This is a genomic window from Mycobacterium neumannii (assembly GCF_002245615.1).
GTDB lineage: Bacteria > Actinomycetota > Actinomycetes > Mycobacteriales > Mycobacteriaceae > Mycobacterium > Mycobacterium neumannii_A.
In genome coordinates this window covers 197,057-216,626 of record NZ_NKCO01000003.1, presented here as the reverse complement: position 1 = coordinate 216,626, position 19,570 = coordinate 197,057, and the positions used below count along the sequence as shown (strand labels likewise).

At 67.7% G+C, this 19,570-nt stretch carries 20 protein-coding genes; 14 read left to right on the top strand and 6 right to left on the bottom strand.

What is annotated here, in order from left to right:
* Positions 1-26: 26 nt before the first annotated feature.
* From CEX88_RS05605 to CEX88_RS05595, 3 genes are read left to right on the top strand one after another with little or no spacing between them, the layout of a single operon-like run.
* Complete coding sequence (locus CEX88_RS05605) at positions 27-218, top strand: ferredoxin (RefSeq protein ID WP_066848112.1); 192 nt, start codon at positions 27-29, stop codon at positions 216-218.
* Between the two features lie 14 nt (positions 219-232).
* The gene (locus CEX88_RS05600) at positions 233-877 is read left to right on the top strand and encodes a helix-turn-helix transcriptional regulator (protein ID WP_094292836.1); all 645 of its coding nucleotides are present in this window, start codon (positions 233-235) and stop codon (positions 875-877) included.
* Positions 874-1,308: a hypothetical protein gene (locus CEX88_RS05595; RefSeq protein ID WP_094292700.1), complete on the top strand. Its 435-nt coding sequence runs from the start codon at positions 874-876 to the stop codon at positions 1,306-1,308. Before CEX88_RS05600 ends, CEX88_RS05595 begins: the two co-directional genes overlap by 4 nt.
* Here CEX88_RS05595 and CEX88_RS05590 read toward each other — a convergent pair whose 3' ends face one another.
* Entirely contained in the window at positions 1,309-3,477 is a 2,169-nt protein-coding gene (locus tag CEX88_RS05590) for an acyl-CoA dehydrogenase family protein (RefSeq protein WP_066848375.1), read from the bottom strand.
* A 150-nt stretch (positions 3,478-3,627) separates the two neighbouring features.
* On the opposite strand from CEX88_RS05590, the gene CEX88_RS05585 reads away from it, so the two are divergent.
* Together CEX88_RS05585 and CEX88_RS05580 are read left to right on the top strand one after the other, a co-directional pair.
* Positions 3,628-4,851 carry an alpha/beta hydrolase gene (locus CEX88_RS05585; protein WP_066848106.1) on the top strand — a complete coding sequence of 408 codons (1,224 nt, stop codon included), beginning with the start codon at positions 3,628-3,630 and terminating at the stop codon, positions 4,849-4,851.
* 27 nt (positions 4,852-4,878) lie between these two features.
* On the top strand, positions 4,879-6,297 hold the full coding sequence (locus CEX88_RS05580) for a WS/DGAT/MGAT family O-acyltransferase (protein ID WP_066848103.1): 1,419 nt from the start codon (positions 4,879-4,881) through the stop codon (positions 6,295-6,297).
* 20 nt (positions 6,298-6,317) lie between these two features.
* On the opposite strand, the gene CEX88_RS05575 is transcribed toward CEX88_RS05580, so the two are convergent.
* Positions 6,318-7,598, bottom strand: a complete 1,281-nt coding sequence (locus tag CEX88_RS05575) for an alpha/beta hydrolase (RefSeq protein WP_094292699.1) — start codon at positions 7,596-7,598, stop codon at positions 6,318-6,320.
* A gap of 42 nt (positions 7,599-7,640) precedes the next feature.
* Positions 7,641-8,450 carry a lysophospholipid acyltransferase family protein gene (locus CEX88_RS05570; protein ID WP_064399990.1) on the bottom strand — a complete coding sequence of 270 codons (810 nt, stop codon included), beginning with the start codon at positions 8,448-8,450 and terminating at the stop codon, positions 7,641-7,643.
* 108 nt (positions 8,451-8,558) lie between these two features.
* Between CEX88_RS05570 and CEX88_RS05565 the strand changes: the two genes are divergently transcribed.
* The 8 genes from CEX88_RS05565 to CEX88_RS05530 all read left to right on the top strand — a co-directional run bounded on the left by CEX88_RS05565 (position 8,559) and on the right by CEX88_RS05530 (position 15,203).
* A complete protein-coding gene (locus CEX88_RS05565) occupies positions 8,559-9,767 on the top strand; it encodes a protein kinase domain-containing protein (RefSeq protein ID WP_094292698.1) in 1,209 nt (402 codons plus the stop codon).
* 113 nt (positions 9,768-9,880) lie between these two features.
* Entirely contained in the window at positions 9,881-11,362 is a 1,482-nt protein-coding gene (locus tag CEX88_RS05560; protein WP_126315912.1) for a protein kinase family protein, read from the top strand.
* 21 nt (positions 11,363-11,383) lie between these two features.
* Positions 11,384-12,166, top strand: coding sequence for a crotonase/enoyl-CoA hydratase family protein (locus CEX88_RS05555; protein ID WP_094292696.1), 783 nt, complete (start codon positions 11,384-11,386; stop codon positions 12,164-12,166).
* 46 nt (positions 12,167-12,212) lie between these two features.
* A complete protein-coding gene (locus tag CEX88_RS05550; protein WP_126315911.1) occupies positions 12,213-12,410 on the top strand; it encodes a hypothetical protein in 198 nt (65 codons plus the stop codon).
* An 11-nt stretch (positions 12,411-12,421) separates the two neighbouring features.
* On the top strand, positions 12,422-12,757 hold the full coding sequence (locus tag CEX88_RS05545; RefSeq protein WP_066848086.1) for a DUF8129 domain-containing protein: 336 nt from the start codon (positions 12,422-12,424) through the stop codon (positions 12,755-12,757).
* Between the two features lie 83 nt (positions 12,758-12,840).
* Entirely contained in the window at positions 12,841-13,686 is an 846-nt protein-coding gene (locus CEX88_RS05540; protein WP_094292695.1) for an arylamine N-acetyltransferase family protein, read from the top strand.
* 55 nt (positions 13,687-13,741) lie between these two features.
* On the top strand, positions 13,742-14,659 hold the full coding sequence (locus tag CEX88_RS05535) for a helix-turn-helix domain-containing protein (RefSeq protein WP_238381957.1): 918 nt from the start codon (positions 13,742-13,744) through the stop codon (positions 14,657-14,659).
* Between the two features lies 1 nt (position 14,660).
* Positions 14,661-15,203: a dihydrofolate reductase family protein gene (locus CEX88_RS05530; RefSeq protein ID WP_094292694.1), complete on the top strand. Its 543-nt coding sequence runs from the start codon at positions 14,661-14,663 to the stop codon at positions 15,201-15,203.
* Here the strand turns inward: CEX88_RS05530 and CEX88_RS05525 are convergent.
* Entirely contained in the window at positions 15,179-15,751 is a 573-nt protein-coding gene (locus CEX88_RS05525; RefSeq protein ID WP_066848371.1) for a TetR/AcrR family transcriptional regulator, read from the bottom strand. The two genes, CEX88_RS05530 and CEX88_RS05525, sit on opposite strands and share 25 nt — an antisense overlap.
* A gap of 74 nt (positions 15,752-15,825) precedes the next feature.
* Positions 15,826-15,957 carry a hypothetical protein gene (locus CEX88_RS26490; RefSeq protein ID WP_255361661.1) on the bottom strand — a complete coding sequence of 44 codons (132 nt, stop codon included), beginning with the start codon at positions 15,955-15,957 and terminating at the stop codon, positions 15,826-15,828.
* A 256-nt stretch (positions 15,958-16,213) separates the two neighbouring features.
* Between CEX88_RS26490 and CEX88_RS05520 the strand changes: the two genes are divergently transcribed.
* The gene (locus CEX88_RS05520; protein WP_094292693.1) at positions 16,214-18,049 is read left to right on the top strand and encodes an acyl-CoA dehydrogenase; all 1,836 of its coding nucleotides are present in this window, start codon (positions 16,214-16,216) and stop codon (positions 18,047-18,049) included.
* Here the strand turns inward: CEX88_RS05520 and CEX88_RS05515 are convergent.
* The gene (locus CEX88_RS05515) at positions 18,046-19,521 is read right to left on the bottom strand and encodes an aldehyde dehydrogenase (RefSeq protein ID WP_066848074.1); all 1,476 of its coding nucleotides are present in this window, start codon (positions 19,519-19,521) and stop codon (positions 18,046-18,048) included. The genes CEX88_RS05520 and CEX88_RS05515 overlap by 4 nt on opposite strands.
* Between the last annotated feature and the right edge of the window lie 49 nt (positions 19,522-19,570).

Below are 19,570 nucleotides of genomic sequence, written 5' to 3'. Positions count from 1 at the left end.
ACTGCTGATCAAGTCAAGGAGGCGTCATGCGTGTCGTAGTGGATCGCGATCGGTGTGAGGGCAATGCGTTCTGCGTGAAATATGCGCCCGAAGTGTTCGAACTCGACGACGACGATTACGCGGTGGTGATCGCCGACCCGGTACCGCCCGAGTTCGAGGCGCACGCGGCCAAGGCCGTCGACGAATGCCCGCGCGCGGCGATCACCCGCCACGACTGAGGACCTTCCGGTCGATGACACGACGCGATGAGGTACTGGCGGCGCTGCGGGCCGCGGGGACGCCCTTGAGCGTGCTCGACGTGGCCGTGCGGTTGTCGATCCATCCCAACACCGCGCGCTTCCATCTGGAGGCCTTGCTCGAGCGCGGCCGGGTCGAGATGATCAAGCCCAGCCGCACGAAACCGGGCCGGCCCCCGCTGATGTTCCGCGCGACAACGGGTATGGACCCGGACGGCCCCCGCGACTACCGCGTGCTGGCCGGGGTGCTCGCCGATGCATTGGCGCGCCAGAACGACCCGCAACGACGTGCGGTCGCTGCCGGCCAAGCATGGGCGAAGAAAGAGGCTGCCACCAACGGCGCCGTCCAGCCGCTGGACCGGGATCAGGCCTTCGAGCGCCTCACGAGTCTCCTTGCCGAAATGGGATTCGCCCCGCAAGAGCGCTCGCGCAACGACGATCTTGATGAGATCGGATTGCACAATTGCCCGTTCCTCGACCTGGCGGACACCCACCGCGACATCATCTGTCCCGTGCATCTCGGTCTGATGCAAGGGGCGCTGGCGGCCTGGGATGCGCCGGTCACCGTGGAAGCACTGGTCCCGTTCGCCGAGCCCGGTCTCTGTATCGCGAATCTGACACCGAGAAGGAGAGTCTCATGACCGCTGCACACTCCATCGCAACCGCGCTCGCGTTCGTCTGGCTCGGCATGGTGCTCGCGATCTCGTTCATCGAGGCCCCGCTGAAGTTCCGGGCGCCGGGGGTGTCCCTACAGATCGGACTCGGCATCGGCCGGTTGGTGTTCCGCGCGCTCAACAGCATCGAGGCCGCGCTGGCTGTGGTCATGGTGATCATCATCGTGATGGACCGACCGTCGACCGGTGCCACCGTCGCCCTCGGCGCAGCCATTGTCGCGTTGGCTGTTCAGTTGATCGCGGTCCGTCCCGCATTGAACCGGCGCTCCGATGCCGTCCTGTCGGCGCCGGCGGGAACGACCCCGGCAGGGCGGTCACGCATCCACTACGTCTACGTCGCCCTGGAGGCCGTGAAGGTTGTCGCGCTGACTGTCGGCGGAATCACGTTGCTGGCCTGACTATTTCAGCAACGGGTCTCGCGGTAGGCCGAGGATGCGCTCGGCGATCGTATTGCGGGTGATCTCCGAGGTGCCTCCGGCGATCGTCATGGCCCGGTTGCCGAGGTAAGCCAGCGTCAGCGTCGGGGTCTGCCCGACGACGGCCGCGGAACCGGCCAGCTCCATGGCCAATTCGGTCATCCGCTGCCCCGATTCGGCCACCAGGAGTTTGGTGACGTTGCCCTCCGGGCCGGGGTCCGAACCCGCGATCGCGCGGGTCACCCGCCGCAGGTTCAACAGCCGCAACGTGTGCGTCTCGGCGATCACCTCGCCGGCCCGCCGCAGATACGTCGTGCGCTTCTCGGGAGACGCATTGTCGAGCAGCTTCACCAGATCGGTCGCGGTGAACCCGGTGGTGCCGCCCGAACCGCCGCCGATCGAGATGCGCTCGTTGCCCAGCGTCGCGCGGGCCACCAGCCAACCCTTGTTCACGTCGCCGACCACGTCGGCGTCAGGGACGAAGACGTCGTCGAAGAACACCTCGTTGAAATGTGCGTGGCCGGTCAGCCCGCGAAGCGGATTGACCGTCACCCCAGGCGCTTTCATGTCGATGGCCATCATCGTCACGCCGGCGTGCTTGGGGGCGTCGGGGTCGGTGCGCACAGTGGCTAGGCCCCACTGGCACTGGTGGGCCAGGCTGGTCCACACCTTCTGGCCGGTCACCCGCCAGCCGCCGTCGACCTTCTTGGCCGACGTCCGCACGGCCGCGGCATCCGAGCCCGCGCCGGGTTCGGAGAACAGCTGACACCACATCACCTCGCCGCGCAGCACCGGTTCGACCCAGCGTTCCCGTTGGTCGTCGGTGCCCGCCTGGGCGATGGTCAGCGTCACCCAGCCGGTGATGCCCAGGTCGGGCCGTTCGACGTCGGCGAACTCCTCCTCGATGACCAGTTGTTCGAGCACGTCGGCGGCGCGTCCCCACGGTTTGGGCCAGTGCGGCACCAGGTAGCCGGAGTCGACGAGGAAGTCGCGCTGCTGGTCGGCGGGCAGGGAATGCAGCGTGGCGACGGCCTCTCGCGCCTGCTCGCGGAACTGCTCGGCTTCCGGCGGCAGCGTGAACGTCGCACCGCGCGCCTGGCCACTGCGCTGAGCTTCGACGACGTCGAGCAGCGGATCGCCGGCCTCGGCCATCAACGCCGCGAGCGTCCTTGCGCGCCGCAGATACAGGTGGGCATCGTGCTCCCAGGTGAAGCCGATCCCGCCGTGTAGCTGAATGTTGGTCTCTGCGTTGAAGACCTGTGTTCGGATGGCGTGCGATGCGGCGACTGCGGCGGCGAACGACGCGCTGTCCAGGTCGTCGGCGCGGGCGGCATCCCACGTCGCGGCGGTCGTCACCTCAGCGTCGACGAGCATATTGGCCGCGTGGTGCTTGACGGCCTGGAATGTCCCGATCGTTCGGCCGAACTGCTCACGGACCTTGGCGTATTCGACGGCCATCTCCATGCTGGCCCAGCTGACACCGACCGCCTCGGCCGACGCGAGGATGCGAAAGACCGTGTGCGCCTTGCGTGCCGCACCGCGAAGCAGTCGTTCCTCGGTGACCGTCACACCGCTCAGCGCGACCGAGCCGAGGCTGCGCGAGGTATCCATCGATTCGAGCGGGCTGATCGTGACGCCCTCGGCGACAGAATCGATGACGACGACGTCCTCACCGGCGACGACGACCAGCAGGTTCGCGTCCGGCGCACCCAGCACCGCGGGACTCTCACCGGTCACGACCAGGTCGGATCCGACCGTCACATTGCCCGAGACCGCGAGCGCACCGACTGTGCTGCCGTCGGCGAGACCCGGAAGCAGTTGTGCGCGAGCCGCTTCGGAGGCACACCGGTCGATCACCACAGCCGCGGCCACGGTGGGCAGGAACGGGCCAGGGCACAGTTCGCGTCCCTGGGCTTCGAGCACCACCGCCAACTCCGCGAGCCCGAAGCCGGACCCGCCGTGTTCCTCGGCAATGGCCAGCCCGGTCCATCCCAGGCCCGCCGAGGCCGACCAGATCTCGGCGGGATGCGACGAACCGCCCTGAAGCGTCGATCGGGCGGCCGCCCGGCTGTTGACACGGTTGAGCTGGCCGATTGCCGCATCGGCCAGGTCGACGTGCTCTTCTGTGATGGCGAGCGCTGACTTACTCACGTGAAAGTCCTCTGCGAAGTTGACGGTCGGCAAGTCACGCTAGACCATCTGCGCAGGTCACGGTATAGGCGACCGAGATCCCGAAATGTCTCCGGTAGACACTTCGAAAAGATGACATGTGCCGAACATGCCCCGCGGTACAGTCGCGCAATGGCGGTGCGACCGGATGCCCGGTACCCAGGTCCGACGTTCTGGACACGTGCGCGATGGTTGCTGAACGCCGGCCCGTCGGATTACATGCTGGCGACGAGCGTGGCCGCGGCTTCGCTGCCCGTCATCGGAAAGCACCTGGAACCGTTGGGCACTGTGACCGCGGTCGGCGTATGGGGTTTCCGTCACCTGCCCGATTTCCTGGGTTCGACGGTCAAATCGTGGCTTAGCCCGGGCGATGCCGAGCTAAGGCAGTCCGAGCGCGACAGCACCAACGCTGTCACCGAGGCCGCGCTGCGCGGTGTGGTCAACGCCAAGGACCTCGCCGTCGACTGGCCTGCGCCGGAGTCGGCGCCGCCGTTGTGGAAGCTGCGGGAGCATCGGCGCAGCGTGTACCGCACCTCGGTGCAGTACGGGCCCCGGTCTTCACAACTGCTCGACGTGTGGCGGCCCAAGGAGTTGCCCGCCGAGCCGGCGCCGGTGCTGATCTTCGTGCCGGGCGGGGCGTGGGTGCACGGCAACCGGATCCTGCAGGGGTACGCGTTGATGTCCCACCTCGCCGAGAAGGGCTGGGTGTGCCTGTCGATCGACTACCGGGTGGCGCCGCACCACCGGTGGCCGGCCCATATCCACGACGTGAAGACCGCCATCGCGTGGGCCCGCGCCAACGTCGACAAGTTCGGCGGCGACCGTGACTTCGTGGCGGTCGCGGGCACGTCGGCGGGCGGTCACCTCTCAGCGCTGGCAGGACTCACCGCCAACGATCCTGAGCTGCAGGCCGAGCTGCCGGAAGGCTCCGACACGTCGGTGGACGCGGTGGTGGGCATCTACGGTCGCTACGACTGGGAGGACAAGTCCACCGTCGAGCGGGTGCGCTTCGTGGACTTCCTCGAGCGCGTCGTCGTGGGACACAAACTCACCAAGCGTCCGGACGTCTACCGCAAGGCGTCCCCGATCGCCCAGGTGCATCCCGAGGCGCCGCCGTTCCTGATCGTCCACGGCACCGGCGACAGTGTCATCCCGGTGGCGCAGGCCCGTTCGTTCGTCGAACGGCTGCGCGCGGTGTCCCGGTCGGTGGTCAGTTACGTCGAACTGCCCGGCGCCGGGCACGCGTTCGACATGACCGACGGGGCCAGGACCGGCTCGGCCGCGATGGCAATAGGATTGTTCCTGAACCAGATTCACCGAAACCGGACGCTGGTGGGGGCTAAAGAGGTTATATAGGCTCCTCCGGAGGGAGGGGTCCGCGACGTGAGAAGGCTCAGCGGCTGGGACGCGATCCTGCTGTACAGCGAAACTCCGACGGTGCACATGCACACGCTCAAGCTGGCGGTGATCGACCTCTCCGAGTTGGGTGACCGTCCCTTCGGCATCGAGGAGTTCCGCCGCGTCATCCACGGGCGGCTCTACAAACTCGACCCGTTCCGATACGAGCTCGTCGACATCCCATTCAAGTTCCACCACCCGATGTGGCGGGAGAACTGCGAAGTCGACCTCGAGTACCACGTGCGGCACTGGCGGGTGGACAGCCCAGGCGGTCGCAGGCAACTCGACGAAGCAATCGGCCAGATCGCCAGCACGCCGCTGGACCGCAGCAGGCCGCTGTGGGAGATGTATTTCATCGAGGGTCTGGCCAACGGACGAATCGCGGTGCTCGGCAAGATCCACCACGCCCTCGCCGACGGGGTCGCGTCGGCGAATCTTTTGGCCCGCGGGATGGATCTGCAGCTAGGCCCGCAAGCCGAGCGTGACTCGTACGCAACGGATCCGCCGCCGGGCAAGGCGGAGTTGGTGCGGACCGCGTTCGCCGACCACATGCGCCAAATCGGCCGGCTACCGAGCGTCATGCGCTATACGGCGCAGGGTCTGCAACGCGTGCGCAAGAGCGCGAAGAAACTCTCACCCGAACTCACCCGGCCGTTCACGCCGCCGCCGTCGTTCATGAATCACCGCGTCGACGCGCAACGCAAGTTCGCCACCGCCACCCTGGCGCTCGCCGACGTCAAGGAGACGGCCAAGCATCTGGGCGTCACCATCAACGACATGGTGCTCGCGATCTCGGCGGGCGCGTTGCGGGAACTCTCCCTGAAGTACGACGGTCAGGCCGACCATCCGCTGTTGGCTTCCGTCCCAGTCAGTTTCGACTTCTCACCGGATCGGATCTCTGGCAACTACTTCACCGGTGTGATGATGACGGTCCCCATCCAGCTCGAGGATCCGCTGCAGCGGGTCCAAGCGGTGCACGACGCCGCGGTGGAGGCCAAGGAAACGCATCACCTGATGGGCCCGGAGCTGGTGAGCCGGTGGTCGGCGTACTTCCCGCCGCGCCCTGCCGAGCGGCTGTTTTCCTGGCTGGCCGAAAAAGACGGCCAGAACAAAGTGTTGAACCTGCCGATCTCCAACGTGCCCGGTCCGCGGCAACCCGGTCGCGTGGGCGGCGCGCTGGTCACCGAGATCTACTCCGTCGGACCGCTGACCACCGGCAGCGGGTTGAACATCACGGTGTGGAGCTACGTCGACCAACTCAACATCTCGGTGCTGTCCGACGGCGCGACGCTCGAGGACCCGCACGAGTTGACCGACGCGATGATCGCCGCATTCATCGAGATCCGCGGGGCCGCAGGGCTTTCGAGTGAACTGACGGTGGTCGAGTCCGCCATGGCGCAGTAGGACGGCTTCCGCTCAGACTTCTACGCACCCGCGGATTCAGCCTGCGGCAGTTGACCGCTCGGCGCGTGGCGCTGCGCGTGCACCCAGGACAGGAAACGTTCGACGGCCTGCGCCGTGTAGTGCGCCCGTGGTGACCCGTAGAAGTCGAATGCATGCTGGGCGTGCGGGATTTCGGCGTAGGCCACGGTGGACGTCGACACCTTGCGAAGCGCCTCGACGAAATCGCGTCCCTCCTGCACCGGAATGATCGAGTCGTCCTGACCGTGAAGCACGAAAAACGGTGGGGCGTCGCGACGCACCCGCATGATCGGGGAGGCGTCGACATAGGTCTGCTTGTTCTCGCTGATGGGCTTTTTCACGACGAACTTCTGCAGGAAACCGATGAACTCCTTACGGCCGGAGCCTCGTGCCGACACCCAGTCGTAGCGTCCGTAGATCGGGACCGCGGCCGCCACCGACGTGTCGGCGTCCTCGAAGCCCGGCTGCCACTGCGGATCATCCGGCGTCAGCGCGGTCAGCGAGGACAGGTGCCCTCCCGCCGAGCCGCCGGTGATCGCGACGAAGTCGGGATCCCCGCCGTAGTCGGCGATGTTCTCCTTGATCCAGGCCAGGGCCCGTTTGACGTCGATGATGTGCGCGGGCCAGGTGTGCCGCGGACTGACGCGGTAGTCGATCGAGACGCACACCCAGCCCCGCTCGGCCATGTAGCTGAGCAGGGGATAGGCCTGCGGCCTGCGCATGCCGATCGCCCACGCACCCCCCGGCACCTGCAGCAGCACCGGCGCCTTGCCGTCGCGCGGCAGGTCGGCACGCCGCCAGATGTCGGCGCGGTTGACCCGGCCGTGCGGGCCGTACTGAACGGTGTTGGCCCGCTCGACGTAGCGGCGGCGCAGCAGTTCGTTCGGGGGAACGCCGACGTTTGCGAGCCGACGCCGCCTGCCGGGCTGCGACGACGAGGCCACCTGCTTGTAGTCGTCGCCGAGTGCCTCACGCAGCGGTTCCTCGAAATAGCGCTTCGACGTCACGTTGCGGTACATGATCAGGCCGAGCAACGCCCATGCGATCGCGGTGAGCGCCAACGCGATACGGCCGGGCGCACCGCGGAAGTCACCACGCAGGCCGCGCCGTATGGCGTCCAGCACCGAACCGGTCAGGTACAGCGGCGCGGCCTCGGTCGTCGGCCAGCCGAATGCGAACACCGGCAGCGTGATGTAGCCCTCGCGCCCGAGCGGCTGCACACCGTTGGCGGCATTGGCGAGTTCGGCGGCCGCGCGCAGCAGCGGAAAACGGCGTCTAGTCATCGAGGTCCGTCATATCCCCCAGACGGCTGTCCAAAACAAGTCTCAGCCGAGGATCGGGAGGCGGCGCTCGGTGGCCAACTCGTCGAGGGCCCGCTGCATCACCCGGCGGACGTGGGCGTCGACCTCGTCGATGTCGGGGTCTTCGCCGAACTCGGCGACGATGTCGATCGGCGGCAACACCTGCATGACGATCTTGGACGGCAGCGGGATGTTGGGCGGCACCACCAGTGACAGGCCGAACGGGAAGCCGAATGAGACCGGCAGGATCTTGGTGCGCGCCAGGCGCGCGATCGGGCCGAGACGCTCGGCCAACCAGGTGCCGCGCGACAGGAAGATCTGGGTCTCCTGGCCGCCGATGCCGACGGTCGGGACGATCGGGACACCCGCGTTGAGGGCGGCCTTGATGTAGCCGGTTCGCCCGCCGAAGTCGATGACGTTCTCCGAAAACGTTGGCCGGTACACGTCGTAGTCACCGCCGGGGAACACCACGACCAGACCGCCGGAGCGCAGTGCCCGGTCGGCATTCTCGTGGTTGGCGCTGATGTAGCCGATCTTGCGGAAGAACTCACCGGTCGGTCCGACCATCAGCATGTCGTGGCTGAGCGTGTAGATCGGCCGGTCGTAGCCGTGATGCTCGTAGAAGTCCGCCGCCAGGATCGGCACGTCCATCGGCAGCATGCCGCCGGAGTGGTTTGACACCAACAGCGCACCGCCCGCGGGGATGTTCTCGAGTCCGCGCACCTCGGAGCGGAAGTAGCGCTTGAGGAGCGGGCGGGTGACGGCGAAGAAGCGCTCGGTCAGGCCCGGGTCCCATTTTGTGAGCTGCGACGGCTCGGCGTCTCCGGTGGCCACCGCACCCCCTCTGATCGGAACTGAAACGTGTTCTAGTTTAGCGGAGCGCCCCTGTGCAGGACAAACGGCGAGCGTTTGCGCTCAAGGGGGTGCGGCTACCTTATCCGCATGGACGGCCGCGACCTACTTGCGGACCGCTACGAACTACGAGGTGTACTCGGTCGCGGCGGGATGGCCGAGGTCCACGACGGCTGGGACACCCGGCTGCACCGGCCGGTGGCGATCAAGCTGCTCTATCCGGCGTTCACCGCCGACACCGATATGCGGCGACGGTTCGAGGAGGAGGCCCGCGCCGCCGCGGGGCTGAACCACCCCAACATCGTGTCGGTGCACGACAGCGGCGAGCATGACGGCAGCCCATTCATCGTCATGGAGCGCCTGCCGGGACGGACGCTGCAGGACGAGATCGAGACGGGGCCGATGCCGCCACCGCGTGTCCGCTCGATGCTGCACGACGTGCTCGGCGCGCTGGGCTGCGCGCATGCGGCGGGCATCGTCCACCGTGACATCAAGCCGGGCAACGTGCTGATCGCGCCGAACAGCGGTGCGATGAAGGTCGCCGACTTCGGCATCGCCAAGACGGCGGGCTCCGCGCTCACCGCGACCGGCCAGATCGTCGGCACGATGGCCTACATGAGCCCGGAGCGGGTCGCCGGCGCACCGGCCTCGGTCGCCGACGACCTCTACGCCGTTGGCGTGATGGGTTATGAGGCGTTGACCGGGCGGCGGCCGTTCCCGCAGGAGAATCCCGCTGCCCTGCTGCACGCCATCCTCGATGCACCGCCGCCTCCGATCAGCGTGGTGCGTCCCGACATCGACCCGGCGCTGGCCGCGACGATCGACCGGGCGATGGCCCGAGACGCGAGCCAGCGGTTCACCAGCGCCGAGCACATGCGCGCCGCGCTGATGGGCGCGCCCTCGATGATGGGACCGGCACCCGCAGCGGCGCCACGACCCGCCACGAAGATCCTCGCCGAACCGCTAGCGCCCTCCGCCAACTACTTCGTCGCTCCCGCACCGCGGCGGCGGCCGATGAGCCGTGAGCGCAAGCTTCTGATCGCGGCCGCGGGGTTCGTCGCGTTGGTCGTCGCCGGCCTCGCCTTGGCGCTCGACCCGTCGTCGACCACGCAGCCGCCGCAACAGGTCAGCACCAGCACCCCGGCGCAGCCGCCACCGCCCCCGCCGACCACCAGCGCCGCGCCGCTGCCGCCACCGGCGCCCGTCTTCGAGCAGCCCGAACCGCCCAAGCCGCCGAAGAAGGGCGGCCCGGGCAATAGCAACGGACGGGGCAACGGGAACGGCAAGAAGGGCGACTGACGCGTTTAGGCATCGCACCCCGCGGCTATCCACCGTCGACAATCGGGTCGGCTCGGGTTTCCTCCGCACCGCAGCGGAAGGGCGGACCGCGACCGTTGAGCAAGTTCGGAGCGATGGCGACAAGTCAACGACTGATCCCCGGCATGGCGATCGGGGGCCGTTACCGGCTGCTCGCCGCACACGGCAGCCGCCCGCTGCTGGAATTCTGGCAGGCGCTCGACATCGCCTCGGGCCAGCATGTCGCGCTGACCGTCGTCGATGTTGCGCACGAATTGCCCGACGAGTTCGTCCACGAGATCCTCGCGCGCACCATCCGGCTTCGTGGCCTCGACACAGCGGGTATCGCCCCGGTGCTCGAGGTGATGCATACGGGAGCCTTCGGTGTCGTGGCGTCCGACTGGCTTCCCGGGCAGAGCCTCCGTGACGTCGCAGACGAGGGACAGGCGCCGGAGTCCGTCGCCGCCATGACGCGAGCGTTGGCCGCGGCCGCCGAGGCGGCACACCGTGCGGGCCTCGTGCTGTCGGTCGACGATCCTGCGCGGTTGCGGGTGGGTGCCGACGGACACGTGGCGCTGGCATTTCCCGCCATCCTTCCCGAGGCCACCGCGCAGACCGATCTCCGAGGGATCGGCTGCGTCCTGTACACGCTGCTGCTCGGCCAGTGGCCGGACGGTGCGGCCCAACCCGAGGAGCCGGCCGAAGTCGATCCCCGGATCCCCTTCCTGATCTCCACGACAACCTCGGCGCTCCTGCGGGACAATGGTGGAATCAACAGCGCCGCAACGCTTCTTACATTGCTGGAGCAGGCTGCGGCGTCTGACATGGAGTCGACTCACCGAGTGATGCCGCCCCTGCCGACTGTCAAGTCCGGACGCTATGCCGAATTCCGCAACTTCGGACCCCAGGAACAGAAGGAGGCGGCCCGCCGCGCCATCCTGCGCACGGGCCTCGGTGCCGCCGCGGCGATCGTTGCGGTCGGGATGCTGGCGCTGGGCTCCTCGCTCAACGGTCTGCTGGAGACCAACGACGACAACGTCGCGATGGACGCGGACAAGCTCGGGCTGGTGCCGACGACGACCGCGGCGCCCCCACCGCCCGAGCAGACCAAGACCGTGCGCGGACTGGCTCCCGGCGACCGCATCCCGTTGGAGGCGGCGACCGTCTTCTCCCCCGACGGATCTCCGGACAGCCCCGGCGATGCCGGATTGGCGATCGACGCCAAGCCCGAGACGTCCTGGTCGACCGACCGCTACTACGACGCCGATCCGTTTCCGAAATTCAAACCCGGCGTGGGTCTGCTCATCTCGTTGCGCGAACCCACGCCGATCACCGCGGTCACCGTCGACCAGAACAGCGCGGGCTCGCTGATCCAGGTACGCGGCACCGACAAGACCGATGACCCGAAGGCGCTGACCGACACCTTCGAGCTCACGCCCGCCACACCCGTGGAGCCCGGCGTGACGCGGATTCCCGTGACGGACTCGCGGCCCGTCGCGCGGGTGGTGGTGTGGATTACGAAGTTGGGCGCCGCCGACGGTCAGAACCGTGCGGCGATCGCCGAGGTCGGCGTGCACGCGCCCGCTGCGCCCGCATGATCTCATCCGCGGACCGTTACGATCGGCCTCGTGAGTGACAACACTGAACCCGTCGTTCTTGTCGAACAGCGCGACCGCATCCTGATCATCACCATCAACCGCCCGCAGGCCCGCAACGCGGTGAACGCCGACGTCAGCCGCGGCCTTGCCGACGCCATGGACCGACTCGACGGCGATGCCGGCCTGTCGGTGGGCATCCTGACCGGAGCCGGCGGCTCGTTCAGCGCGGGCATGGACCTCAAGGCGTTCGCGCGCGGCGAGAACGTGGCCATCGAGGGCCGCGGCCTGGGCTTCACCGAGCGCCCGCCCGCCAAGCCGCTCATCGCCGCGGTGGAGGGCTACTGTCTCGCCGGTGGCTGCGAGCTCGCGCTGGCCACCGACCTGATCGTGGCGTCGAAGGAATCCGCGTTCGGCATTCCCGAGGTCAAGCGCGGGCTGGTCGCCGGCGGCGGCGGACTGCTGCGGTTGCCGCAGCGGCTTCCCTACGGCCTCGCGATGGAACTGGCGTTGACCGGTGAGAGCCTGTCCGCGCAGCGCGCCCACGACCTCGGCATGGTCAACGTCCTCGCCGAACCGGGTCAGGCGTTGGAGGCGGCGATCGCCTTCGCCGAGAAGATCACCGCCAATGGTCCGCTCGCGGTGGCCGCGACCAAGCGGATCATCGTCGAGTCGCGCGACTGGAACTCCCAGGAGATGTGGAAGAAGCAGGTCGAGATCTTCGGACCGGTCTTCATGTCCAACGACGCCAAGGAAGGCGCGATCGCGTTCGCCGAGAAGCGGGCGCCGAAGTGGACGGGAACGTAACGGGTTTCATAACCGCCGCCCGGGGCAACCGTTAGACGTGGAAACGTTGTCCCGAGCGCGGAACGCGCAGAAGCGCATCTTCAAGGTGCAGCGACGAGTGTGGTTGGTGCAGGCCGCGATGTGGCCGACGCTGGCGCTCGCCGGTATCGGAGCGGTCGCCGCGGTGATCGCCCGTTATCGCGGACGCGCCGACGGGTCGGGGACAGCGATCCCCTCGCCGGCCGACGGCCTACCTCACCTGTAAGGAGACAGCGCATGGCGCAGAGCGACGACCTGCCGATCACCGACTACGACCAGCTGCCGTTGACCGAGCTGCGGCACCGCATCCGCGCGCTCGACGAGCCCGCGCTGCGGGCGGTGTTCGACCACGAGACCGCGCACGGCAACCGCATCCCGGTGCTCGAGGTGCTGCACGCGCGGCTCAAGGAGTTGACCCATGGCGCCGAGCCGTCGTCCGGTGACCCGAGCAACGCGCCCGAGGTGAGCGGTACGGCGGGCGGTTCGCCCGTGCAGGAGTCGACGGCCGCGCAGGCCAACACCCCGCTTCGGCACGGCGTCGCGAATCAGACGCCGGCCCGCGGCAAGCCGTAGGTTCGGCCGCGCTGCCGCGCGGAGTCTCGCCGCCGCGCGGCAACGGTTGACCTGAACGGCCGTTGAGGTCGCAAGATGTGGGCATGGCAACCGACGTGACGGCCGCGCTCGACGTGGCGGCCTATCTGGACCGGATCGGCTACACCGGCTCGACGGAGCCGACGCTGTCCACACTGCGCGCCCTGGTGGCGGCGCACAACCGGTCGATCCCGTTCGAGAACCTCGATCCGCTCCTGGGCATTCCCGTCGTCGATCTCAGTGCGGGGGCGCTGGCCCGCAAGCTCGTGCGCCGTCGCCGCGGCGGTTACTGCTACGAGCAGAACGGCCTGATGGGTTACGTGCTCGAGGCGCTGGGCTACGGCGTGCAGCGGCTCGCGGGCCGGGTGGTGTGGATGAACCAGTCGGGCGCACTTCCCGCGCAGACGCATCAGGTGCTGTCGGTGCGTGTCCCGGCAGACGACGGACCGTGGTTGGTCGACGTCGGGTTCGGTGGGCAGACGCTGACCTCGCCGATCCGGCTCGAAGCCGGGCCCGTGCAGGCGACGCGCCACGAGCCCTACCGGCTGCGCGAGCACGACGAGGGCTTCCTGTTGGAGGCCGAGATCCACGGACAGTGGCAGCCGCTGTACACGTTCGAGACCCACCCGCGCCCGCAGATCGACCTGCAGGTCGGAAGTTGGTACGTGTCAACGTTTCCCGAGTCGGGATTTGTCACCGGTCTGTCGGTGGCGCTGGTCACCGACGACGCGCGGTGGAACCTGCGCGGCCGTAACCTGGCCATCCACAGCGGGGGAGACACCGAACGAGTGCGCCTCGACACCGCCGCCGACGTCCTCGCCGAACTGACCGGCCGCTTCGGGATCGACCTGACCGACCTCGGTGACCACCGCGACATCGAAGCCCGGGTGCACGAGGTGCTGGACAGCTGAACGCAGCAGGAATCGTCATGTTCTTACGCCCGCGGCGCGACCATACTCGGTGATCGTGACCACCGAAGCGCGCCGCGACCGCCTGCGCGAACTGCTCGACGCGGTCGTCGCTGCCGACAACAGCGGGGTGGACCGCATGGCCCGCAGCACGCACGCCTCCGAATTCCACTTCTCGCGGGAAGTGCGCCGCCTGACCGGCGAGTCGCCCGCGGCGATGCGCCGCCGCATCATGCTCGAACGCGCAGCGTGGCGACTGCAGCAGGGTGAGCGCGTGACTGCCGTCGCGGCCGACGAAGGCTGGTCGTCGGTCGAGGTGTTCTCGCGCGCCTTCCGACGCACCTTCGGTGTGCCGCCGTCGAGGGCCGCTGACGTCGAGTTCCGGGTGACCGCGCCCAACGGCCTTCACTTCCACCCGCCGCACTCGCTGTGGCTCGACAACGCCGGGGACGCGAAGGAGCCCGACATCTCCCAACTGATGGTGGCGCACGACGTCGCCGACACCGCGTATCTGATCGACTGCGCGCGCAACCTGACGAAAGAGCAGTGGCAAGAGGAGATTTCGCCTGGGCAGGTGGTCCTCGACTGGGACGGTCCCGAACCCAGTGTCGGAGCGGTGCTCGGTGCGATCGTCTGGACCAAGCAGGTGTGGCTGGCCACGATCGAAGGACGCGACTTTCCTGACCGCTCGGCCACCCGAGGAGAAACGACCACCGCCGCGCAGCTGGCTCGACATCACGACGATATCGCAAAGCGCTGGACGGCAATGGTTTCCGAGTACGCCGCCGACGGTCGGATGGGGGACACCGTCATCGACGCGCTGTGCGATCCGCCCGAATCGTTTCAGCTGTACGGCATCGTCGCACACGTGTTGGAGTACGCAGCCCTCCGGCGCGGACTGGCCCGAGGAATGCTGGCCCACCACGGGATCGACGTCCGCATGGGGGATCCGTTGGAGTGGATGAGGGGCAACTGACTTGGCAACGGTGTACTACACGGCGGCCAGCTTGGACGGTTTCATCGTCGACGAACACGACAGCCTGGACTGGCTGACATCGCGCGACATCGACCGGGACGGACCGTTCCACTACGACGAGTTCATCGCCACGATCGGCGCCGTGGTGATGGGTTCGGCGACCTACGAATGGATCGTGCGCAACCAGCCCGGTGACTGGATGTACGAGCAACCGTCCTGGGTGTTGACGCGGCGACCGCACATCGTCGAGCGCAGACACGATGTGCAAACCTTCGCCGGCGACGTCGCCGATCTGCATCCCGAACTGCTCGCCGCCGCGGCGGACAAGGACGTGTGGGTGGTCGGTGGCGGCGATGCCGCGCGACAGTTCGTCGAGGCGGATCTCATCGACGAGATGATCGTCAGCTACGCGCCGTGCTCGCTCGGCGCGGGTTCGCCGGTGCTGCCGATCCGTTCGGAATGGGAACTGGTCGAGGCGGCGGTGAACAGAGACTTCGTCTGCGCGCGATGGCGCTCGGCTCAGTTGCGGTCGGGCACGCCGTAGCGGCGGATGAAATCCCTTGACCTGATCAGGAATTCGACCTGCTGCGCGACATCGTGGAGCGGGTTGGCCGAGCGGGTCGACCGGCACAGCACCACTGCGCCCTCCAGCGCCGCGATGCAGGTGATCGCAAGGGAGGCCGCGTCGGACTCGTCGAAGCCGTCGGAGACGAAGGCACGGGTCAGCGCGTCACGCCAGTGGCCGAAGATGCTGCCCGCCACGCTGGTCAACTGCGGTTCCTCGGCAGCCGATCCGATCGCCGCCGCCACCACCGGGCAGCCGGCCACGAAGTCGCTCTCGACGAGCAGTTCCTCCCAGAACGCCACGAAGTTGCGGACCAGGTGCATTCCGCCCTTGGCAGCTGCCTCGTCGATCTCCTTGGTGATCGCGTCACCGGCGTAGCTCAGCGCCTCGCGCAGGATCTGGTTGCGGCCCGCCGGGAAGTGGTAGTAAACCGATCCGCGTGGCGCGCCGCTGCGGGCGAGCACTTCGTCGATCGTGACGCCTGCCGCGCCGCGCTCCCGTAACACCTCGACCGCGGCGATCAGCATCTTGGTGCGCGTCGAACCGCGCTTGTTGGCGGTCTTCGTCCCGATGGAAGACAGGTCAACCTCCAATGGGGCGATCAGGCTGCGGGCGTGCGACGCAGGTGCGCCGGACGCCAACCGAACGTACGGGGGCTGAAGCGGAAGACCCGGCGGTCGTGCACGCGATGGGTGAACCGGTATCCGGCGACGTTGACTTCAATGACCCACATCGGGTGCCTCCCTGGCTATGACGAACAGCATAAAACCGTCAACACAAAGGAGCAATCAATGTATTCCACATCACAGCTTTGGCTTGGATCGGCCCAGCTAGACGGGCTTGTCTAGCGGCGTCAACCCTGCCGAGCCGCAGACCACGATTATGGGAAATACCATAATCCGATCGTGGTCAGGCACCTGAGCTGAAGTGCAGGTCGCGGCGCCTTCGGGCGGCTACGCTCGGCTCCACGCGAACGAAAGGCGCTCGTGATGGGCCACTACAGAAGCAACGTGCGGGATCTCGAGTTCAACCTGTTCGAGGTGCTGGGTCTCGACAAGGCGCTGGCGACCGGCGAGTTCGGCGAGCTCGACGGCGATTCGGTGCGCCAGATGCTCGACGAAGCCGCCCGGCAGGCCGAGGGTCCGCTCGCCGAGTCGTTCGCCGAATCCGATCGGCACCCGCCCACATTCGATACCGCCACCCATGAGGTGACGCTGCCCGAGCCGTTCAAGAAGTCGTTCAAGGCCTGGCAGCACGGCGAGTGGTTCCGCGTTGGGATGGCCGAGGACATCGGCGGGGTGGCGGCACCGGCCGCCGTGGAGTGGGCGATCAACGAGTTCGTCCTCGGCGGCAATCCGGCGGTGTTCATCTATCAGGCCGGGTCGAAGATGGCGGACATCCTCTATGGCATCGGCAACGAACAGCAGCGACACTGGGCCGGGCTGATGGTGGAGCGCGACTGGTGCGCGACGATGGTCCTCACCGAACCCGACGCCGGTTCCGACGTCGGCGCCGGCCGCACCAAGGCCGTCCAACAGCCCGATGGCACATGGCATCTCGACGGGGTGAAGAGGTTCATCACCAACGGCGACGCCGGCGACCTCTTCGAGAACATCGTGCATCTCGTGCTGGCCCGCCCCGAGGGCGCGGGACCGGGCACCAAGGGTCTGAGCCTGTTCATCGTGCCGAAGTTCCACTTCGACCCCGAGACCGGTGAACTCGGCGAGCGCAACGGCGTCTTCGTCACCAACGTCGAGCACAAGATGGGGTTGAAGGTGTCGGCGACGTGCGAGCTGACCTTCGGTCAACACGGGGTGCCCGCCGTGGGCTGGCTGGTCAACGACTCCCACAACGGCATCGCCCAGATGTTCAAGGTCATCGAGTACGCCCGAATGATGGTGGGCACCAAGGCGATCGCCACGTTGTCGACGGGTTACCTCAATGCGCTGGACTATGCCAAGACCCGGGTGCAGGGTGCGGACATGACCCAGATGACCGACAAGACCGCGCCGCGGGTGACGATCCTGCACCACCCGGATGTGCGCCGGGCGCTGCTGACGCAGAAGTCCTACGCCGAAGGGCTGCGTGCGCTCTACCTCTACACCGCCGCCCACCAGGATCCCCCCGTCGCGCAGATCGTCTCCGGAGCCGACGCCGAGATGGCAGGCCGCGTCAACGATCTGCTGCTGCCGATCGTCAAAGGTGTGGGGTCGGAACGGGCATATCAGTGCCTGACCGAATCCCTACAGACCTTCGGCGGTTCGGGTTTCCTGCAGGACTATCCGATCGAGCAGTACATCCGCGACGCCAAGATCGACTCCCTGTACGAGGGCACCACCGCCATCCAGGCGCAGGACTTCTTCTTCCGCAAGATCGCCCGCGACCAAGGTGCCGCGCTGGCGCACCTGGCCTGTCAGATCGAGGAGTTCATCCGCAGTGACCTCGCGCGTGCAGAACTCGCCGACGGTCGCGCCCGGCTGGCCACCGCGCTGCAGGACGTGCAGGCGATGGTCGCGGCCCTGACCGGATACCTGGTCTCGGCGCAGGAGAACCCGCGCGAGCTGTACCGCATCGGCCTGGTCTCGGTGCCCTTCCTCCTCGCGGTCGGCGACCTGGTGATCGGCTGGTTGTTGTTGCACCAGGCCGAGATCGCGCTGGCCGCGCTGGACGGCGACGTCTCCGCGGGCGACCGGGCGTTCTATACCGGCAAGGTCGCCGCGGCGAACTTCTTCGCCGAGCACATGCTGCCGCTGTTGACCTCTGCGCGCGGCATCATCGAGACCATCGGCCTCGACGCGATGGACGTGCCCGAAGACGCGTTCTAGTCCTCGGGGGTGTAGCCGAACGGCAGCAGCACGCTCTTGTGCTCGACGTAGGCCTCGATGCCCTCCGGACCGTTCTCGCGGCCGATGCCGGAGTTCTTGTAGCCGCCGAACGGAGCGCCGGGATCGAACGCGTACATGTTGACCGCGTAGGTGCCGGTGCGGATCTTCGACGCGACCTCGAGCGCCTTCTTGTTGTCGGTGGTCCACACCGAGCCGGCCAAGCCGTACACCGAATCGTTGGCGATGCGGATCGCATCCTCTTCGGTCTCGTAGGGGATGACCGCCAGCACGGGTCCGAAGATCTCCTCCTGGGCGATCGTCATCGAGTTGTCGACGTCGGCGAACACGGTCGGCTCCACGAACCAGCCGTTGTCCAGACCCTCCGGGCGGCCACCACCGGTGACGAGGCGCGCACCCTCGTCGACGCCCTTCTTGATGTAGGACTCGACGCGGTCGCGCTGCTTCTCAGAGATCAGCGGGCCGATCGCGGCGTTCGGGTCGTCGGGCAGGCCGACGGGCATCGCGCCGATGAAGTTGGCGATCTTTTCCACGACCTCGTCGTAGCGCGACCGGGGCGCGAGGATGCGCGTCTGGGCGACGCAGGCCTGGCCGCTGTTCATCACACCCGAGAACCCGAGCATCGGCAGGGTGGAATCCAGGTCGGCGTCCTCGAGGATGATCGCGGCGGACTTACCGCCCAGCTCCAGCGTGCACGGCTTGAGCTTCTCGGCGGCGATCTTCGCGATCTCCTTGCCGACCGCGGAGCTGCCGGTGAACGTGTACTTGTCGATCTGGTCGTTGGCGGTCAGCGCGCGACCGGTCTCGGGGCCGCCGGGCACGATCGACAACACGCCTTCGGGCAGACCGGCCTCGGCGAACATCTCGGCCATCGCGAACACCGACAGCGGTGTCTCGGCGGCCGGCTTGAGCACGACGGTGCAGCCGGCCAACAGCGCGGGGCCGAGCTTGTTGGCGGCCAGGAAGAACGGCACGTTCCACGCGGTGACGGCGCCGACGACGCCGATCGGTTCGCGTACAACCATGGTCTGGCCGTAGATGCCGTCGCGGATCTCTTTCCACGGGAACTTGTCGGCCGCGCCCGCGTAGTACTGGAACGACGACATCGCCGCGCCGTACTGCATCATGTCGACGATGGTCTGCGGCTGGCCGGTCTCGGCGGCCAGCAGGAACTTCAGCTCGTCGCCGCGCTCCTCCATCAGCTTGACCGCAGCAGCCAGCACCGCGGCCCGCTCCTGCGGCGTCTTGTGCGGCCACGGACCCTCGTCGAACGCCTTGCGGGCCGCGGCGCATGCCGCGTCGACATCGGCGGCCGACGCCAGCGGCACCTTGCCCACCAACTCGCCGGTAGCGGGCGAGTGCACCTCGATCACATCGGAGGTGGCCGGCTCGACCCACTTGCCGCCGATGAACAGCTGGTCCCATTCGGTGCGATACGCGGTGCTCTGTGTCATGACCGTCACACTACCTAGGAAGCCGCCGAAGTAGAACCTGTTGCAGTCG

Bases quoted from the DNA above. Each gene is read 5' to 3' on its own strand.
- CEX88_RS05520 (WP_094292693.1), top strand. From the start codon at position 16,214: ATGGGCCACTACAGAAGCAACGTGCGGGATCTCGAGTTCAACCTGTTC.
- CEX88_RS05565 (WP_094292698.1), top strand. From the start codon at position 8,559: ATGGACGGCCGCGACCTACTTGCGGACCGCTACGAACTACGAGGTGTA.
- CEX88_RS05600 (WP_094292836.1), top strand. From the start codon at position 233: ATGACACGACGCGATGAGGTACTGGCGGCGCTGCGGGCCGCGGGGACG.
- CEX88_RS05545 (WP_066848086.1), top strand. From the start codon at position 12,422: ATGGCGCAGAGCGACGACCTGCCGATCACCGACTACGACCAGCTGCCG.
- CEX88_RS05525 (WP_066848371.1), bottom strand. From the start codon at position 15,751: ATGCTGATCGCCGCGGTCGAGGTGTTACGGGAGCGCGGCGCGGCAGGC.
- CEX88_RS26490 (WP_255361661.1), bottom strand. From the start codon at position 15,957: ATGTGGGTCATTGAAGTCAACGTCGCCGGATACCGGTTCACCCATCGC.
- CEX88_RS05575 (WP_094292699.1), bottom strand. From the start codon at position 7,598: ATGACTAGACGCCGTTTTCCGCTGCTGCGCGCGGCCGCCGAACTCGCC.
- CEX88_RS05515 (WP_066848074.1), bottom strand. From the start codon at position 19,521: ATGACACAGAGCACCGCGTATCGCACCGAATGGGACCAGCTGTTCATC.
- CEX88_RS05560 (WP_126315912.1), top strand. From the start codon at position 9,881: ATGGCGACAAGTCAACGACTGATCCCCGGCATGGCGATCGGGGGCCGT.
- CEX88_RS05585 (WP_066848106.1), top strand. From the start codon at position 3,628: ATGGCGGTGCGACCGGATGCCCGGTACCCAGGTCCGACGTTCTGGACA.
- CEX88_RS05605 (WP_066848112.1), top strand. From the start codon at position 27: ATGCGTGTCGTAGTGGATCGCGATCGGTGTGAGGGCAATGCGTTCTGC.
- CEX88_RS05540 (WP_094292695.1), top strand. From the start codon at position 12,841: ATGGCAACCGACGTGACGGCCGCGCTCGACGTGGCGGCCTATCTGGAC.
- CEX88_RS05595 (WP_094292700.1), top strand. From the start codon at position 874: ATGACCGCTGCACACTCCATCGCAACCGCGCTCGCGTTCGTCTGGCTC.